This is a genomic window from Stenotrophomonas sp. YJH_SMC_12-1, from assembly GCF_059370935.1.
The window spans coordinates 103,723-118,705 of sequence record NZ_JCAFUD010000009.1 but is presented as its reverse complement, the minus strand read 5'-3'; the positions used below and the strand labels follow the sequence as shown (position 1 = coordinate 118,705).

General features: G+C 66.6%; 8 protein-coding genes. 4 read left to right on the top strand and 4 right to left on the bottom strand.

Annotated elements, in window-relative coordinates; all coding sequences use genetic code 11:
* Window positions 1–175: 175 nt before the first annotated feature.
* Together AC5P8Y_RS17000 and AC5P8Y_RS16995 are read left to right on the top strand one after the other, a co-directional pair.
* On the top strand, window positions 176–760 hold the full coding sequence (locus AC5P8Y_RS17000; RefSeq protein ID WP_146257004.1) for a hypothetical protein: 585 nt from the start codon (window positions 176–178) through the stop codon (window positions 758–760).
* The gene (locus AC5P8Y_RS16995) at window positions 729–1,379 is read left to right on the top strand and encodes a response regulator (protein WP_495202100.1); all 651 of its coding nucleotides are present in this window, start codon (window positions 729–731) and stop codon (window positions 1,377–1,379) included. Before AC5P8Y_RS17000 ends, AC5P8Y_RS16995 begins: the two co-directional genes overlap by 32 nt.
* A 558-nt stretch (window positions 1,380–1,937) precedes the next feature.
* Here AC5P8Y_RS16995 and AC5P8Y_RS16990 read toward each other — a convergent pair.
* Together AC5P8Y_RS16990 and AC5P8Y_RS16985 are read right to left on the bottom strand one after the other, a co-directional pair.
* Complete coding sequence (locus AC5P8Y_RS16990; RefSeq protein WP_111187834.1) at window positions 1,938–4,580, bottom strand: hybrid sensor histidine kinase/response regulator; 2,643 nt, start codon at window positions 4,578–4,580, stop codon at window positions 1,938–1,940.
* A 66-nt stretch (window positions 4,581–4,646) separates the two neighbouring features.
* Window positions 4,647–5,816: an OprO/OprP family phosphate-selective porin gene (locus tag AC5P8Y_RS16985; protein WP_005414426.1), complete on the bottom strand. Its 1,170-nt coding sequence runs from the start codon at window positions 5,814–5,816 to the stop codon at window positions 4,647–4,649.
* 332 nt (window positions 5,817–6,148) lie between these two features.
* Here AC5P8Y_RS16985 and AC5P8Y_RS16980 point away from each other — a divergent pair, with 332 nt between their 5' ends.
* Together AC5P8Y_RS16980 and AC5P8Y_RS16975 are read left to right on the top strand one after the other, a co-directional pair.
* The gene (locus AC5P8Y_RS16980) at window positions 6,149–7,492 is read left to right on the top strand and encodes a dicarboxylate/amino acid:cation symporter (RefSeq protein WP_005410972.1); all 1,344 of its coding nucleotides are present in this window, start codon (window positions 6,149–6,151) and stop codon (window positions 7,490–7,492) included.
* A 230-nt stretch (window positions 7,493–7,722) separates the two neighbouring features.
* Window positions 7,723–10,014 (top strand): NADP-dependent malic enzyme, encoded by a 2,292-nt coding sequence (locus AC5P8Y_RS16975; RefSeq protein ID WP_005410971.1) that lies wholly within the window; start codon window positions 7,723–7,725, stop codon window positions 10,012–10,014.
* 535 nt (window positions 10,015–10,549) lie between these two features.
* Here the strand turns inward: AC5P8Y_RS16975 and AC5P8Y_RS16970 are convergent.
* Both AC5P8Y_RS16970 and AC5P8Y_RS16965 read right to left on the bottom strand, forming a co-directional pair.
* Window positions 10,550–11,293 (bottom strand): basic secretory protein-like protein, encoded by a 744-nt coding sequence (locus AC5P8Y_RS16970; protein WP_005410969.1) that lies wholly within the window; start codon window positions 11,291–11,293, stop codon window positions 10,550–10,552.
* Window positions 11,290–14,634, bottom strand: a complete 3,345-nt coding sequence (locus tag AC5P8Y_RS16965) for a GH92 family glycosyl hydrolase (RefSeq protein WP_111108851.1) — start codon at window positions 14,632–14,634, stop codon at window positions 11,290–11,292. The genes AC5P8Y_RS16970 and AC5P8Y_RS16965 overlap by 4 nt, the downstream gene beginning before the upstream one ends.
* Between the last annotated feature and the right edge of the window lie 349 nt (window positions 14,635–14,983).

Genomic DNA, 14,983 nt, shown 5'->3' with positions numbered 1-14,983 from the left:
GGAGCCATTCCCGCCGATATCCTGTTTCCAGTCGTGTGAGGAATGAGCATTGGGAAGGCTGAAGGACAACTTCGAAGACCTGGAAATGATTGGCTCAAGGGTCATGCGTAGCATTCACTGGGCCCGTACAACGGCGGTAAGGCGAGTCCTTCTAGTTATAGGCTCCTCGGTGGTTATGGTCGGCCTGTACCTTTTGCTAATCAATCATCTGAGCTCGTATCAATTGGAGCGAAGTGACTATCGAGCCAAAGCGGCTAGCCAGGACTATGACGCGATTCAATATGCGGAGTTGCTGGACCTGATCGATGAATGCCTGGCTCCACGTAATGCTGCGCTGGCGGGATTTGCCTGCAGGGCAGCGGACCTGAAGTACTCCGAGGTCCAGCGGGGATCGGCTGTGGTAAATCGAAAAGAGGTTCTGGAGAGAGGTGACTACCCTCGGATGCGGATTGACGTCCGGTCGGCGCAGCGACTGTTGGATCTTCAGCGCATTGGTAGCGTTCCTTCAACCCTGCGTGAGGATCTGTACGAGGTGATGCGCAGTACGTATGGCAAAGTTGGAACAGCCCTACTGATCGGTGTCCTGTATCTGACGATCTGGTTGGTGCCGCATTTTCTTAATTACAGAGAGTCTACACAGCAGTCGCGGCAGCCCTTTCTGGGGCATCGACTGGCCGGCGAAGCAAATGAAGAAGGTATTCCCTTTGGTGACATGCCAAACTTGCCTCATGAGCGGATACACCATCCTGATCGCCGATGACCACCCGCTGCTGCGTTCGGCGGTGGTGCAGTCACTGCGGCAGAGTCTGCCGCTGGCGCAGGTGCGCGAGGTCGCCAGCGCCGAGGCATTGGCCGAAGCACTCGACGCGCACCCGGACGTGGACCTGGTGCTGCTCGACCTGACCATGCCCGGCGCGCACGGTTTCTCCGCCCTGCTGCACGTGCGCGGCTCGCATCCGGACATTCCGGTGGTGATCCTCTCGTCCAACGACCATCCGCGGGTGATCCGTCGTGCCCAGCAGTTCGGCGCGGCTGGTTTCATTCCAAAGTCTGCTCCGGCCGAGACCATCGGCGAGGCGGTGCAGGCGGTGCTCGATGGTGGCCTGTGGTTCCCGGCGATGGCCGCCGAACGCTCCGAGGCCGACGCACTGCTGGCCAGCCGCCTGGCCCAGCTGACCCCGCAGCAGTTCCGGGTACTGCTGTGCCTGGCCGATGGCCTGCTCAACAAGCAGATCGCCTACACGCTGGGGTTGGCCGAGAACACGGTGAAGGTACATGTCACTGCGATCCTGAAGAAGCTCGAATGCCACAGCCGCACACAGGCGGCGGTGCTGGTGAAGGCGCTGGAGCCTGAGGGCGACGCCGGCATCGGGTTGTAGTTTCCAGCCAACGGCGCAGCCCCTCGTGGGTGGGTTTGGGTTGGTCGCTGAAAGCAGAAGCTGCGAGCGGGCCGGTCGGGTTGGGTGCGCGGGGGACGCCGTGAATCCGTCCCTGGAGGCTTGGCAGCCGCATCCATGCGGCTGACACCCCCGCGCACCCAACCCGACCGACCTCTGACAGATTTCGGTGGCCTGTCACCCACGGAAGAGAAAAGAAGATCAAAAGCAAAGGCAGCCTGGCAGGCCATTTTTCGTAGAGCCGAGCCCACGCTCGGCTGCTTTCCGGCCCGTCCGTGAGGCCGAGCATGGGCTCGGCTCTACACGAGCAAGCGCAGCGCGCGACTCGCTTTTGATCTTTTTTCTTCTCCGAGGGTGGACGCGCACGTAACGTGTCCGTGGCCGGGCAGATGGGCTGCACAGGGGCGTGAGCCGCATGGATGCGGCGACCGAGCTTACAGGGACGTACTTGCAGCGGCCCCTGTGCAGCCCATCTGCCCGGCCCCACCGATGAACTGCTTTGTGCGACCACCCACGAGGGGCTGCGCCGTTGGCTGGAAACTACCCGCGATGCCGGATCAACAACTGGCTCATCAACGCCCGCAGCGCCGGCGGCTTCACCGGCTTGGCCATCATTCCCCAACCGCGCTCGCCGGCCATCTCACGCAATCCCGCATCGCGCTCGGCGGTGACCAGCACCACCGGCGGACGGGCCTGCCACAACTCGGCCAGCGTCTCGTACAGCACCGGCCCGTGGTGATCGCCCATGCGCACATCCAGCAGCACCAGCTCCGGCACCGCGCCTGTTGCCGCCAGCTGCAGCGCCGCCTGCGGGCCATCGGCCAGCATCACCTCGCAGCCCCAGCGTTCCAGCAGCGCGCGGCTGGCCGCGCAGACGTGCGGATCGTCATCGATCACCCACACACGGCGCCCGCGCAGTGGATTGTCCGCCGCCGGTTCCTGCGCCAGTACCGGGGCTGGCGCGGTGGCTGGAATCGCGCTGGCGTCGCCGAAAGGCACGCCAACCGCGAACACGCTGCCCTGGCCCAGCTGCGAGCGCAGCCGGATCGGGTGGCCGAGCAGGCGGCCGATGCGGTCGACGATCGCCAGGCCAAGGCCGGCGCCGCGCTGCTGGCCGTCATGCAGGCGGCGGAATTCCTCGAAGATCTCGCCCTGCAGCGCATCGGGAATGCCTGGGCCCTGGTCATGCACTTCGATCCACAGCAGTCCGTCGCGGCGACGGCAGCCGAGCAGCACGCGGCCGCGTTCGCTGTAGCGCAATGCGTTGGACAGGAAGTTCTGCAGGATGCGGCGCAGCAGCGCTTCATCGCTGACCACCACCGCAGCGGTATCGACCCAGTCGACCGCCAGCCCGCGTGACTGCGCGGCGATGCCGAACTCGCGTGCCAGCGTCTGCAGCAAAGGCCCGAGCCGGAACGCCTGTACGCGCGTGGGCAGGCTGCCCGATTCCAGGCGCGCGATATCCAGCAGGCTGTTGAGGATCGCATCCTGCGCGGCCAATGCAGCATCGATGTGGTCGCTGGTCTGTTGCTGCGCCGGGTCACTCAGCTTGCCGCGCAGCACCGAGACGAACATGCGCGCCGCGTTGAGGGGCTGCAGCAGGTCGTGCACGGCCGAGGCAACGAAACGGGTCTTGTAGCGGTTGGCCTGCTCGGCTTCGCGGCGTGCTTCTTCCAGATCATGGGTGCGCTCGGCGATGCGGTGCTCCAGCGCATCGGCCAGCGAGCGAAGTTCGCGCGCGGCGTTCTTGTAGCTGGTGATGTCGGCATAGCTGGTGACGAAGCCGCCGTCAGGCAGCGGATTGCCACGGATCTCCAGCACCGTGCCGTCGTCCTTCTCGCTCTCGCGCATGTGCGGGCGGCCGCTGCGCAGGTGGTTCAGGCGGCGCTCGATTGCTTCATCGACCGGGCCCGGACCGAGCAGGCCACGGCGTGCGTTGAAGCGGAACAGTTCCTCGATCGGCCGGCCGACGCGAACCAGGTCCTGTGGGAAACGGAACAGTTCCAGGTAGCGCGAGTTCCACGCGACCAGGCGCAGTTCGCGGTCGATCACCACTACGCCCTGCGGCAGGTGTTCGAGGCTGCGGCTGAGTCCGCTGTCGGCGTCGGTGGCCGCCTGCAGCAGGCCATCCTGTGCGGTGCGCAGTTCCTGTGCGTGCTGCTTGAGCAGGGTTTCCAGTTCGCGGCGGCTTCGCAGGCGATGCTTGGCCAGGCGTCGGCGCTGCTGCACGAACAGCACCAGGAAGCCCAGCGCCAGCCACGCGGCACCGCCGGTGAGGGCGGCCGCGCGACCGGCGGCGGTGGCGGCGCTGGCGTCGTGCAGCAGATGCAGGTTCCAGCCTTCGGCGGGCAGCGGCAGGCTTTGCCACAGCATCGGCTGCGGCAGCGCGGGATCGAGCAGGCGCACCATGCGGCCACCATCGGCAAGCACGTCTTCAGTACGCGCGCGCAATGGCTGCAGCGCGCGGTCGGCGTATTGGCGGGCGTCCAGCATTTCGCGGCGCTCATCGGCGCCCAGCGGGCGCAGCAGGCGGTAGCGCCAGCTGTCACGGTTGGCCAGGAACACCACGTCATGGTCGTCGCTGGCCAGCACCACGTCCGGGCTGCTCAACCATTCCTGCTCCAGCGCCGACAGCTCGACCTTGATCACCACCACGCCGAGCCGCTTGCCGTCTTCCTCGATGGCCTGCGACAGGTAGTAGCCGGGTACGCCGGTGGTCATGCCGATGCCGTAGAAGCGGCCGCGGCCCTGCGCCAGCGCCTGCCGGTAGTAGGGGCGGTAGCTGTAGTTCTCGCCGACGTTGCTGGTCGGCTGGTCCCAGTTGCTGGCCGCCACTGCCACGCCGTCGTGGCCGACCAGGGTCAGGGTCGAGGCACGGGTGACTTCATTGGCGCGTTGCAGCTTGAGGTTCAGCCGCTGCTGTTCGGTGGGCGAGGGTGGCACACGCAGGGCGTGCAGCAGATCCGGATCCAGCGCCAGTACCTGCGGCAACGTGCCGAAGCGGTCGATGCGCTGCTGCAGGCCCTGGCCGTACAGCTGCAGCTGGCGTTGCACCTGGCTGCTTTCCTCGCCGAGGGCGCGCCGCCAGGCGTAGTGGCCGGCGGCGACTGCACACAGCACGGTGCCACCGACCATCACCAGGATGGTCAGCAACAGCATCCGATGGCGGCTGAGCCAGTACATGGCGGCAGTCTACGCAGGGCCGGCGGGCGTGGCGTGCACGCCCGCCGGGATCTGACGTGGAAGGGGTCAGAAGTGCATCTGCGCGCGCAGCTCGAAGATCTCCGGCGTGCTGTGCACACCGCGACGGCTGGCGTCGACCTTCACGTAGTTGGCCTGGAACTTGAAGTGGCTGGTCAGGTACCAGTTCGCGCCCAGGGTCAGGTCGTGCTGGCGGCCACCAAGGATGCTGCCATCGTCCAGGTCCATGCGGCTGTAACGGGCCACCAGTTCCACCGCGCCGTAGTCGTGCGCCGGCTTGATGTTGGCCACGGCACCTGCGTTGTACGGGCGCGACTCGCCGGTCAGCACCCAGCTGGCCATCGCATACTGGCCGCTGCCGGTGTAGTCGGGCTTGCCGTCATGGCGGGTGACCGTGGCGCGCAGGGCTTCGGCCTGCAGCGAGAACGGGCCGCGGATCCAGATGCCTTCCAGGCCGGTGCGGCGGATCTGGTCGGCGGTGACCAGGGCGCCGGAATCGACGTAGCGGATGTCGGTCAGGCCGGCTTCCGGGCGTGCGCGAAGGCGCGCGCTGGCCTCGTGGTGCACGTCACGGCCATCGCTGTAACCGCGCGGATTTTCCTGCGAGTAGGCCAGGCCCAGGTGGATCACGTCACCGGGCGCCTTCACCGGGGTCCACACCGCACGTACTGCCTGGGTGGTGCCGGGGTTGTCACCCTGCAGGTCCTTGCCGCCATAGGCGCCGGCCTGCAGCAGGTACTGCGGGCGCTCCAGCACCCATTCCACGCCGGTGCGGCGGCCTTCGTAGAAGGCCTGCACGGGCAGTGCGGTTTCCAGGAAGCTGCCGGCGCGCGAAGAGGTGTTCGCATCCAGGCCGACCGGGGTCTTCATGTAGCCGAAGCGGAAGCGACCGATGTCGCGACCGAAGAAGGCCTTGCTCTCGAAGCGCACGAACACGTCCAGCCAGGTATCGGACTGGAAGTCGTAGTAGACCATCGCGTCGTAGACGCCCTTCTTCTTCAGCGTCGCACCGAACTCCTTGCGGCGCACGGCGTCGTCGTCCTCCAGGCCGCTGCCCGAGGAGAAATCGTTGTAGTCGTAGGCGATGTTGGCGGTAGCGGCCAACTCGGTGCCGTCGCCGAAGGCGTACTTGGTCGGCCAGTTGTCGAAATCGGCAGCCGAAGCGAAGGCGGGAAGCGCGGCCAGCGACAGGGCCAGCAAGGTGGGAATCGGGCGCATGTTGGGTGCGGCTCTCTCAGATTGCGTGTGGACAGGACAACAACGGCCGCAGGGGCCGAAACTTTCGCAATGACGCGCCCGGCCGTTCAGCACGGGCCACCGGCCTCCCCAGGATCGGGCGGTGCGGCGCCAGTGTAGGCATCGCCGCCACCTGAACCGGGGGGCTAGTACCAATAGGTTATCTGCGCCGGCGTGCCCGGCGCGTACAAAGGCGTCCATTGGTCGCACCTCCTGCGCATGCAGCACAGGGCCTGCGATCAGTTTCCACGGTAACGGTTCCCGTGCTGTCCCGGGGCCGTACGTGCCTGAAAACGCCCCTTCCGGAGTCCGCCATGCACATCCCGACCGCAGCCCCGGCGCCTGCAAAGCCGTTGCCGATCTATCGCCAGCTGTATTTCCAGGTGATCGTGGCGATCGTCCTGGGCGCCATCCTCGGCCACTACGAACCGCTGATCGGCGAGAAGATGAAGCCGCTCGGCGATGCCTTCATCAACCTGGTGAAGATGATCATCGCGCCGGTGATCTTCCTCACCATCGTCACCGGCATCGCCAGCATGACCCACCTGCGCACGGTGGGCCGGGTGTTCGCCAAGGCAATGGCGTACTTCCTGTTCTTCTCCACGCTGGCACTGATCGTGGGCATGATCGTGGCGCACGTGGTACAGCCCGGCGCCGGCATGAACATCAACCCGGCCGAGCTGGATCAGACCGCGGTGCACAGCTACGTCGAGAAGTCGCACGACCTGACCCTGGTCGGTTTCCTGATGGACATCATTCCGAAGACGCTGGTGAGCGCCTTCGTCGACGGCAACATCCTGCAGGTGCTGTTCATCGCGGTGCTGTTCGGCATCGCGCTGGCCTCGGTGGGCGAGAAGGGCAAGCCGATCCTGAACTTCCTGGAGGCGCTGGTCGCTCCGGTGTTCAAGCTGGTGCACATCCTGATGAAGGCCGCCCCGATCGGTGCCTTCGGCGCCATCGCCTTCACCATCGGCAAATACGGCGTCGGTTCGCTGGTCAACCTGGCGTGGCTGGTGGGCTCGTTCTACCTCACCGCGTTCCTGTTCGTGGCGGTGATCCTCGGTGTGGTCTGCCGACTGTGCGGCTTCTCGGTGTTCAAGCTGGCGCGCTACCTGAAGGCCGAGCTGCTGCTGGTGCTGGGCACTTCCTCGTCGGAGTCGGCGCTGCCGTCGCTGATGGAGAAGATGGAACGCGCCGGTTGCAGCAAGTCGGTGGTGGGCCTGGTGGTCCCGACCGGCTACTCGTTCAACCTGGACGGCACCAACATCTACATGACCCTGGCGGCACTGTTCATTGCCCAGGCCACCAACACCGAACTGACCCTGGGCCACCAGATCGCCCTGCTGCTGGTTGCCATGCTCAGCTCCAAGGGGGCGGCCGGCGTCACCGGTGCCGGCTTCATCACCCTGGCCGCCACCCTTGCCGTGGTGCCGGAGGTACCGGTGGCCGGCATGGCGCTGATCCTGGGCGTGGACCGTTTCATGAGCGAATGCCGCTCGCTGACCAACTTCATCGGCAATGCGGTGGCCACCGTGGTGGTTTCGCGCTGGGAAGGCGCGCTGGACCGCAACCGCCTGCAGCTGGCGCTGGATGGCCGCGAAAGCGAGCTGCCGCCGCCGGTGGACGCACTGCCCGAGGCGCTGCCGGCCAAGGGCTGACCCAGGTGTGTGGTACCGCGGGGCCGATCACGACAGTGGTACGGCCCCGCGGCGTTTCAGGGCGTCCCATGGCTGTCATCGGGGGCGCCGATGCTGGCATCCCAGTACCGTCGCATACGGCACGGAATTGTGCAGTCGCAGCATGCCTGCGACAGGATAGCGACAGGTCCAGACGCTCCAACGGGGGTATCATCCCCTGTCCCTTCTGCCCATTCATGTAACCCACATCGATGTCCAACGAAGATTTCAAACAGGCCGCCCTCGATTACCACCGGATGTCCCCGCCGGGAAAGATCAAGGTTTCCGCTACCAAGCCCATGCTGACCCAGCGCGACCTGTCGCTGGCGTATTCGCCGGGCGTGGCGTACGCCTGTGAAGCGATCAAGGCCGACCCGCAGCAGGCCAGCGAGCTGACCGCCCGCGGCAACCTGGTGGCGGTGATCTCCAACGGCACCGCGGTGCTGGGCCTGGGCAACATCGGCGCGCTGGCCGGCAAGCCGGTGATGGAAGGCAAGGGCGTGCTGTTCCAGAAGTTCGCCGGCATCGATGTGTTCGACATCGAAGTGGATGAAACCGACCCGGACAAGCTGGTCGACATCATCGCCTCGCTGGAGCCGACCTTCGGCGGCATCAACCTGGAAGACATCAAGGCGCCGGAATGCTTCGTGGTCGAGCGCAAGCTGCGCGAGCGCATGAAGATCCCGGTGTTCCATGACGACCAGCACGGCACGGCGATCATCGTCGGCGCGGCGGTGCTCAACGCCATGGCGATCACCGGCAAGAAGATCGAAGACGTGAAGCTGGCGACCACGGGCATGGGCGCGGCCGGCATTTCCTGCGTGAACATGCTGGTGCAGCTGGGCCTGAAGCCGGAAAACATCCTGGCCTTCGACCGCGAGGGCGTGATCCACACCGGTCGTACCGACCTGGATCCGGAAAAGCAGCGCTATGCGCGCGACACCGACAAGCGCACTCTGGCCGAGATCGTCGACGGCGCGGACATCTTCCTGGGCCTGTCGGCACCGGGCATCCTGACTGCCGACATGGTTAAGACCATGGCGCCGGACCCTGTGATCTTCGCGCTGGCCAACCCGACCCCGGAAATCATGCCGGAGGTGGCGCGCGCCGCGCGTCCGGACGCGATCATCGGCACCGGCCGTTCGGACTACCCGAACCAGGTCAACAACGTGCTGTGCTTCCCGTACCTGTTCCGTGGTGCGCTGGACGTGGGCGCCACCGCGATCAACGAGGAAATGAAGATCGCCTGCGTGCGCGCCATCGCGGCGCTGGCACGTCGTGCGGCCACCGACATGGGCTCGGCCTACGGTGGCGAGACGCCGAGCTTCGGCCGTGAATACCTGATCCCGCGCCCGTTCGACCGCCGCCTGCTGGTGGAGCTGTCGGCCGCCGTGGCCCAGGCCGCGATGGACTCGGGCGTGGCCTCGCGCCCGATCGAGGACATGGGCGCCTACCGTGACAAGCTGGCCCAGTTCGTCTACCGCACCAGCCTGATGATGAAGCCGGTCTACGACCGCGCGCGCAGCGACAAGCAGCGCGTGGTGTACGCCGAGGGCGAAGAGGAAGTGGTGCTGCAGGCGGTGCAGAACGTGGTTGACGACGGCCTGGCGCACCCGATCCTGATCGGCCGACCGGAAGTGATCGAATCACGCATCGAGCGCCTGGGCCTGCGCCTGAAGATCGGCGAGAACGTTGAAGTCACCAACATCAACGACGACCCGCGCTTCAACGAATACTGGCAGTACTACCACGGCCTGACCGGCCGTCGTGGCGTGACCGTGGCCGCGGCGAAGAACCTGATGCGTTCGCGACCGACCCTGATCGCGGCGGTGATGGTGGCCCGTGGCGAAGCCGATGCGATGCTGACCGGCATCGTCGGCCGCTTCCACAAGAAGCTGGGCTACGTGCGCAGCGTGCTGCCGCTGGAGCCGAAGGTCACCTCGACCTCTGCGATGACCGGCGTGATCAACCAGCAGGGCGTGTTCTTCTTCGTCGATACCCACGTGCAGGAAGACCCGACCGCCGAGCAGCTGTGCGAAGCGACCCTGCAGGCGGCCTACCGCATGAAGCTGTTCGGCATCGAGCCGAAGGTGGCGCTGCTGTCGCACTCCAACTTCGGCAGCCACGATTCCAAGGACGCGCTGAAGATGCGCCAGGTGCGCGAGCTGCTGCTCAAGCGCAACCCGCGTCTGAACGTGGACGGCGAAATGCAGGGCGACACCGCGTGGGATGAAGCGCTGCGCCAGAAGCTGCTGCCGGGCTCGACCCTGCAGGGCCGCGCCAACCTGTTCGTGCTGCCGAACCTGGAAGCGGCCAACATCGCCTACAACCTGGTGCGTGTGTTCACCGACGGCGTGGCGATCGGCCCGATCCTGATGGGCGTGAACAAGCCGGTGCACATCCTGACCACCAGCGCGACCTCGCGCAGGATCCTGAACATGACCGCCATTGCGGCGGTGGATGCGCAGATTCGCAAGCAGCTGGAAGCGGAAAAGAAGGCGTAAGCCTTCTTTTCAGCGACAGCTGCAGAAACGCGCCCCACGGGGCGCGTTTCTGTTTCCGCAAAGCGGAAACGGGTAGAGTCGACTGTTAGTCGACTGCTCTTGATTCGGACGCCGAAAATCCCGCGCGATCGCGCGATAGTCGACTAGCAGTCGACTCTACCGGTCCCGATGCCGGTCCCACCGCTGCCACACGCGCTACGCAACCCGGTCATGTCCCTGCAACGCCGTTGCGGCCCAATACGTCCACGCGGCCTGGCCGTGGGAAGGGACCGGACCGGCCTTCCCACCCTGGGCCCGACCAACTTTCCATGGGCGAGGGTGTCATGCGCAATCGAGTGACGCGGCGGTACTTCCAGCAGCTGTTCGCGCTGTACGCCGGCTTCGTGCAGTCGCGCTGAGGCGTAGACGCCAGCGAGGTAGAGTCGACCGTTGGTCGACTATCGCGCGAAGCGCGGGGTTTTCGGGGGCCGTACGAAAGGCAGTCGACCAACAGTCGACTCTACCCAGTCGCCGCAATACCCAGTTGATCGCCCAGTCAGCGCCGCTTGCCGCGGCGCGCTGGTGCCGGCGGCGGTGCATCCGAACGCGGCTTGGCGTACTGCGTCCACAGCGCCGGCAGTGCCTTGCCGGTGTGCTTCTGCCACAGCGCCGGCGTATAGCGGCCGTCGCGCAGGGCCTTGTCCAGCGCCAGCACCAGGCCGGGATACTCGGCCTCGGCCCATTTCAGGAACGCGCCGGTCACCCGGTAGCCGCTGTCGAAATTCTGCCCCTTCTCGACCTTGCCCGGCAGCACCCAGCCTGCGGCGGCATTGTCCATGCCGTAGCGGTCGCGTGCGTAGTCGGCGATGCCTTCCACCAGCCAGCCCGGCACCCGTGCATCGCCGTAACCTGGATAGCCCTGCACGATGTGCATCGCCTCATGGGTGACCAGGTCGATGTCGTTCGGGTGCTGCGCCAACCAGCCTGGGTTGATGGTGATCGTCGCTGCCTGGTCCTTGTCGCCGACGAAGGCGATGCCGGTGTAGGCCGGATCGATCACAATGCGCACCATCGCCGGCGCGGCCGGGTGGAAGTCCGCGCGTTCGCGCAGGTAGGCGAAGAAGAACGTATCGATCACCCGCTTGCGCTGCGGCGCGGCCAGGGCGCCACGGGCGTCCTGGTAGTTCAGCGTCACGCCGTCGCGGGTCAGCTGCGTATCGAACGCCTGGGTCTGGCCGAAACTTGAGAAGGACAGGGCAACAAGGGCCAGAGGCAGAAGACGGTAGCGCATGCCGCTCATTGTACGGTGCCGGCCGCCAGCAGTTCGATCTCCGCCAGTGGCAGCCGTGCCGGTGCCGCCAGGCGCAGGCGGTATTCGCTGTAGCGGCCGGGTCTGGCGATGCGGAACGGACGGGTCTGGCGGGCGGATTCGAAGTCTTCGCCGCTGCGCTGGTCGAGCACGGTCCAGCTGCCGCCGCCGTTGCGCGCCTCCAGCGTCCACTCACCGCCCTGGATGCGGCCGTCGCCGCTGGTGAGCGTGTACATCGTCGGCGTGCCGTCGCTCAGTCCGGTCAGCGCGATGGTTGCGCCGCCGCCCAGGCCCACGGTGGTACTCGCATCGTCATCGACCAGTGCGGGCAGGGCGCGGCCATCGGCCAGCGTCGCCTTCGCGCCGCTGCCGAGCAGGTCGTGCAGCAGCTGCGGGCGCTGGCCGCGCGCGGTCAACGAGCGCGGCACATCGTCCACGCCGCTGCCCCAGCGCGAGGGACGGGGTCCCATCACGAAGTCGAGGGTCGCGCCCTTGGCGATCAGGTCGTGTGGCACCCAGGTCTTCGTCCACGGCTTGCCGTTGATCTTCAGCGACTGCACGTAGACGTTCTCGCGCGAGTTGTTGGCCGCGTTCACGGTCAGCACCGCGCCACCCTGCAGCTCCACTCGTGCATGTTCGAAGGCCGGCGAGCCGATCACGTACTCCGGGGCGCCCATGCGCAGCGGGTACAGGCCCAGCGAGGCCAGCACGTACCATGCCGAGGTTTCGCCGTTGTCCTCATCGCCCGGATAGCCCTGGCCGATCTCGCTGCCGACGTAAAGCCGCGACAGGATCTCGCGCACGTGCTGCTGGGTCTTCCACGGCTGCCCGGCATACAGGTACATCCACGGGATGTGGTGCGCCGGCTGGTTGCTGTGCGCGTACATGCCCATGCGTACGTCGCGCGCTTCGGTCATCTCGTGGATGGTGCCGCCGTAGGAACCGGCCAGTGCCGGGTCTGCGGTTTCCGGCGTGGCGAAGAAGGTATCCAGCTTCGCCGCCAGCTTGTCGCGGCCACCGTACAGCGCGGCGAGGCCTTCGCCGTCATGGGCGGCAGTGAAGGCGAAGGTCCAGCCGTTGGATTCGGTGTAATCGTGGCCCCACACGCGCGGGTCGTAGTCCTTGGCGTCCACGCGCCAGCGGCCATCGGCCCTGCGGCCCTGGAAGAAGCCGGCGGCAGGGTCGAACATCGTCGCGTAGCTGGCAGCGCGGTGGCGGAAGTAGTCGGCTTCGGTGCTGTAGCGCTCGCGTGCGGCGGGTGCGGTCGCGCGCTTGGCCAGCGCATCGGCCATGTTGGCGATGCCGAAGTCATTGAGTGCGCCTTCCATCGTCCACGACATGCCCTCATGCACGTCGGCGCTGGCGTAGCCCCGGAAGGTCGAACGGTCCATGCCCTTGCGGCCGACATGGCGGTCGGGTGGTACCACGGTCGCGTTCTTCAGCGCGGCGGCGTAGGCCTCGCCCGGATCGAAGCCGCCGACGCCCTTCAGCCACGCATCGGCGAAGGCCACGTCCGAGCTGGTGCCGACCATCAGGTCCGCGTAGCCCGGCGACGACCAGCGCGCGATCCAGCCGCCAGCGCGGTACTGCTCGATGAAACCCTGCACCATCTGCCCGGCATCGTCGGGCGTGAACAGCGCGTAGGCCGGCCAGGTGGTGCGGAAGGTGTCCCAGAAGCCATTGTTGACGAACACCTTGCCATCGCGCACGGCGGCAAAGGTGCGGGTCGCGCTGCCCTCGGTGTTGTCATCGCTGGCGCTGGCCTGGTTGGCGTAGCGCCACTCCGGTGCGGCGGCGCTGCCCACGTTTTCATGGCCGGAATTCGGGTACAGGAACAGCCGGTACAGGCTGGAATACAGCGTGGTCTTCTGGTCGTCGCTGGCATCGCCGATGTCGAAGCGGGCCAGGCGTGCGTCCCATGCATCCTGCGCACGGCCGGCCACGCTCTCCAGCGTATCGGTGGCGGCGATTTCCAGCGCCAGGTTGTGTCGTGCCTGCTCCACCGAGATCAGCGAAGTGGCGATGCGCATGGTCACCCGCCGGTCGCTGCCGGCATCGAACTTGATGTAACCGGTCGGTCGGCCGGTGTCGAGGCGACCGCTGCTGCGCCAGGGTCTGTCGAAGCTGGCTGCCACGTACATGCGGCTGGCGCCGTTGGACAGGCCGCTGCGCGTGTCGGTGTAGCCGGACAGCGTCTGCGTGGCGGCGTCCAGAGTCAGGCCACCGCGGGCATCGACGTTGTCGAACAGCAGGTTGGCGTCGCCTCCCTCCGGGAAGTCAAAGCGGAACAGCGCGGCATGGTCGGTCGGCGCGATCGATGCCGCGACGCCGTTGTCGAAGCGCACGTCGTAGCGGTAAGGGCGGGCGCTTTCGTGGCTGCGGTCGAACGACAGGGCACGTTTGCGGCGGTCAGCCTCCGGCACGCCACGACTGGCCGATGGCATCACCTGGAAGGTCTGGCGGTCGCCCATCCACGGGCTGGGTTGATGGCTCAGCGCAAGCGCCTGCAGCTGCGGACGGTTCTGAGCGTCGTTCTGCTCGTTCCAGCGGTACAGCCAGTTCAGCGCACCGGCATCGGTGACCGGGGTCCAGAAGTTGAACCCGTGCGGCACCGCCGTGGCAGGGAAATTGTTGCCACGCGAGAAGGTGCCGTTGGCCTGCGTACCGCGGGTGGTCAGCACCCAGTCGGAGACGCGCGCTGGCTGCTGCCGTGGCACTGCGTCCAGGCGAACGTCATCAATCCAGCCGGAGACCGGTGCGCCGTCGGCACTGGCCACCTCCAGTTCGATCGCCACCACGCGGCGGCCCTTCAGCGCGGGCACATCGCCCAGCCGCACCGCCTTGCGCGCCCATTGCTGCGGGTACAGCGTCTTCGAGTCGCCCTGCGCGCGGGCGCCGAGGGCCACCCCATGCTGGTCACGCGCAGCGCCGGCCGAAACCCGACTGCCATCGTCCAGCAGCAGGTCCAGAGACACATAGGTCGAAGCCACGGTGTCCTTGCCGACGATCTCCGGCAGCACCAACCACGACAGGGTGGTATCGGCCTCGATGGTCACGTCCGCCTTGAACAGTTCGCGCCGCACATTGCCACCTTCACTGCTGTAGCGCAGTGCGTGCAGGCCGCTGTAGCCGACATTGCGCTTGGCGGCGTAGGGCGCCGCGGGGCCATTGCCGATCATGACCTGCAATGCGCCTGCGGCCGGTTCCGGAGCCGGCTGGCCCGGCTCGAACGAGCTCTGCAGTCCCTGTGCCAGCACCGGCATCGCGGTAGTCGCACAGGCCAGGGCCAGGGCGAGCGGAAGCAGGGCGCGGCGTGGATCGGACAGGGTCATGCAAGGGTCTCCCGGAAGGGCTGGCGGCGGGCAGAACCCGCATCGGCGGACACCACGGACAGCATCGCTCCGCCCGCCGCGATGGCAGTGGAAGAGGCGATGCCGGTCCGGTGGGGGCGGGCCATGCGATCGGGTCGGATTGGGGCAGGCCGGGTTACGACCTGGCCCGATCCTGCAACAGCCGTGGCAACCTGACAAGTGCCATTTAGTTCGATCCAAATGCGGTAAATATCGTTGTCGGTGGTTTACCGGGGTGAATCTGCAGGATCGGTCGGGAATTCCCGCCGGCACCTCATCCCGAAGTGGCACGCAAGGTCGCAGGGAATCGGCCCGGTACGCGCAAAGACCC

Bases quoted from the DNA above. Each gene is read 5' to 3' on its own strand.
- AC5P8Y_RS17000 (WP_146257004.1), top strand. From the start codon at position 176: ATGGTCGGCCTGTACCTTTTGCTAATCAATCATCTGAGCTCGTATCAA.
- AC5P8Y_RS16995 (WP_495202100.1), top strand. From the start codon at position 729: ATGAGCGGATACACCATCCTGATCGCCGATGACCACCCGCTGCTGCGT.
- AC5P8Y_RS16990 (WP_111187834.1), bottom strand. From the start codon at position 4,580: ATGTACTGGCTCAGCCGCCATCGGATGCTGTTGCTGACCATCCTGGTG.
- AC5P8Y_RS16985 (WP_005414426.1), bottom strand. From the start codon at position 5,816: ATGCGCCCGATTCCCACCTTGCTGGCCCTGTCGCTGGCCGCGCTTCCC.
- AC5P8Y_RS16980 (WP_005410972.1), top strand. From the start codon at position 6,149: ATGCACATCCCGACCGCAGCCCCGGCGCCTGCAAAGCCGTTGCCGATC.
- AC5P8Y_RS16975 (WP_005410971.1), top strand. From the start codon at position 7,723: ATGTCCAACGAAGATTTCAAACAGGCCGCCCTCGATTACCACCGGATG.
- AC5P8Y_RS16970 (WP_005410969.1), bottom strand. From the start codon at position 11,293: ATGAGCGGCATGCGCTACCGTCTTCTGCCTCTGGCCCTTGTTGCCCTG.
- AC5P8Y_RS16965 (WP_111108851.1), bottom strand. From the start codon at position 14,634: ATGACCCTGTCCGATCCACGCCGCGCCCTGCTTCCGCTCGCCCTGGCC.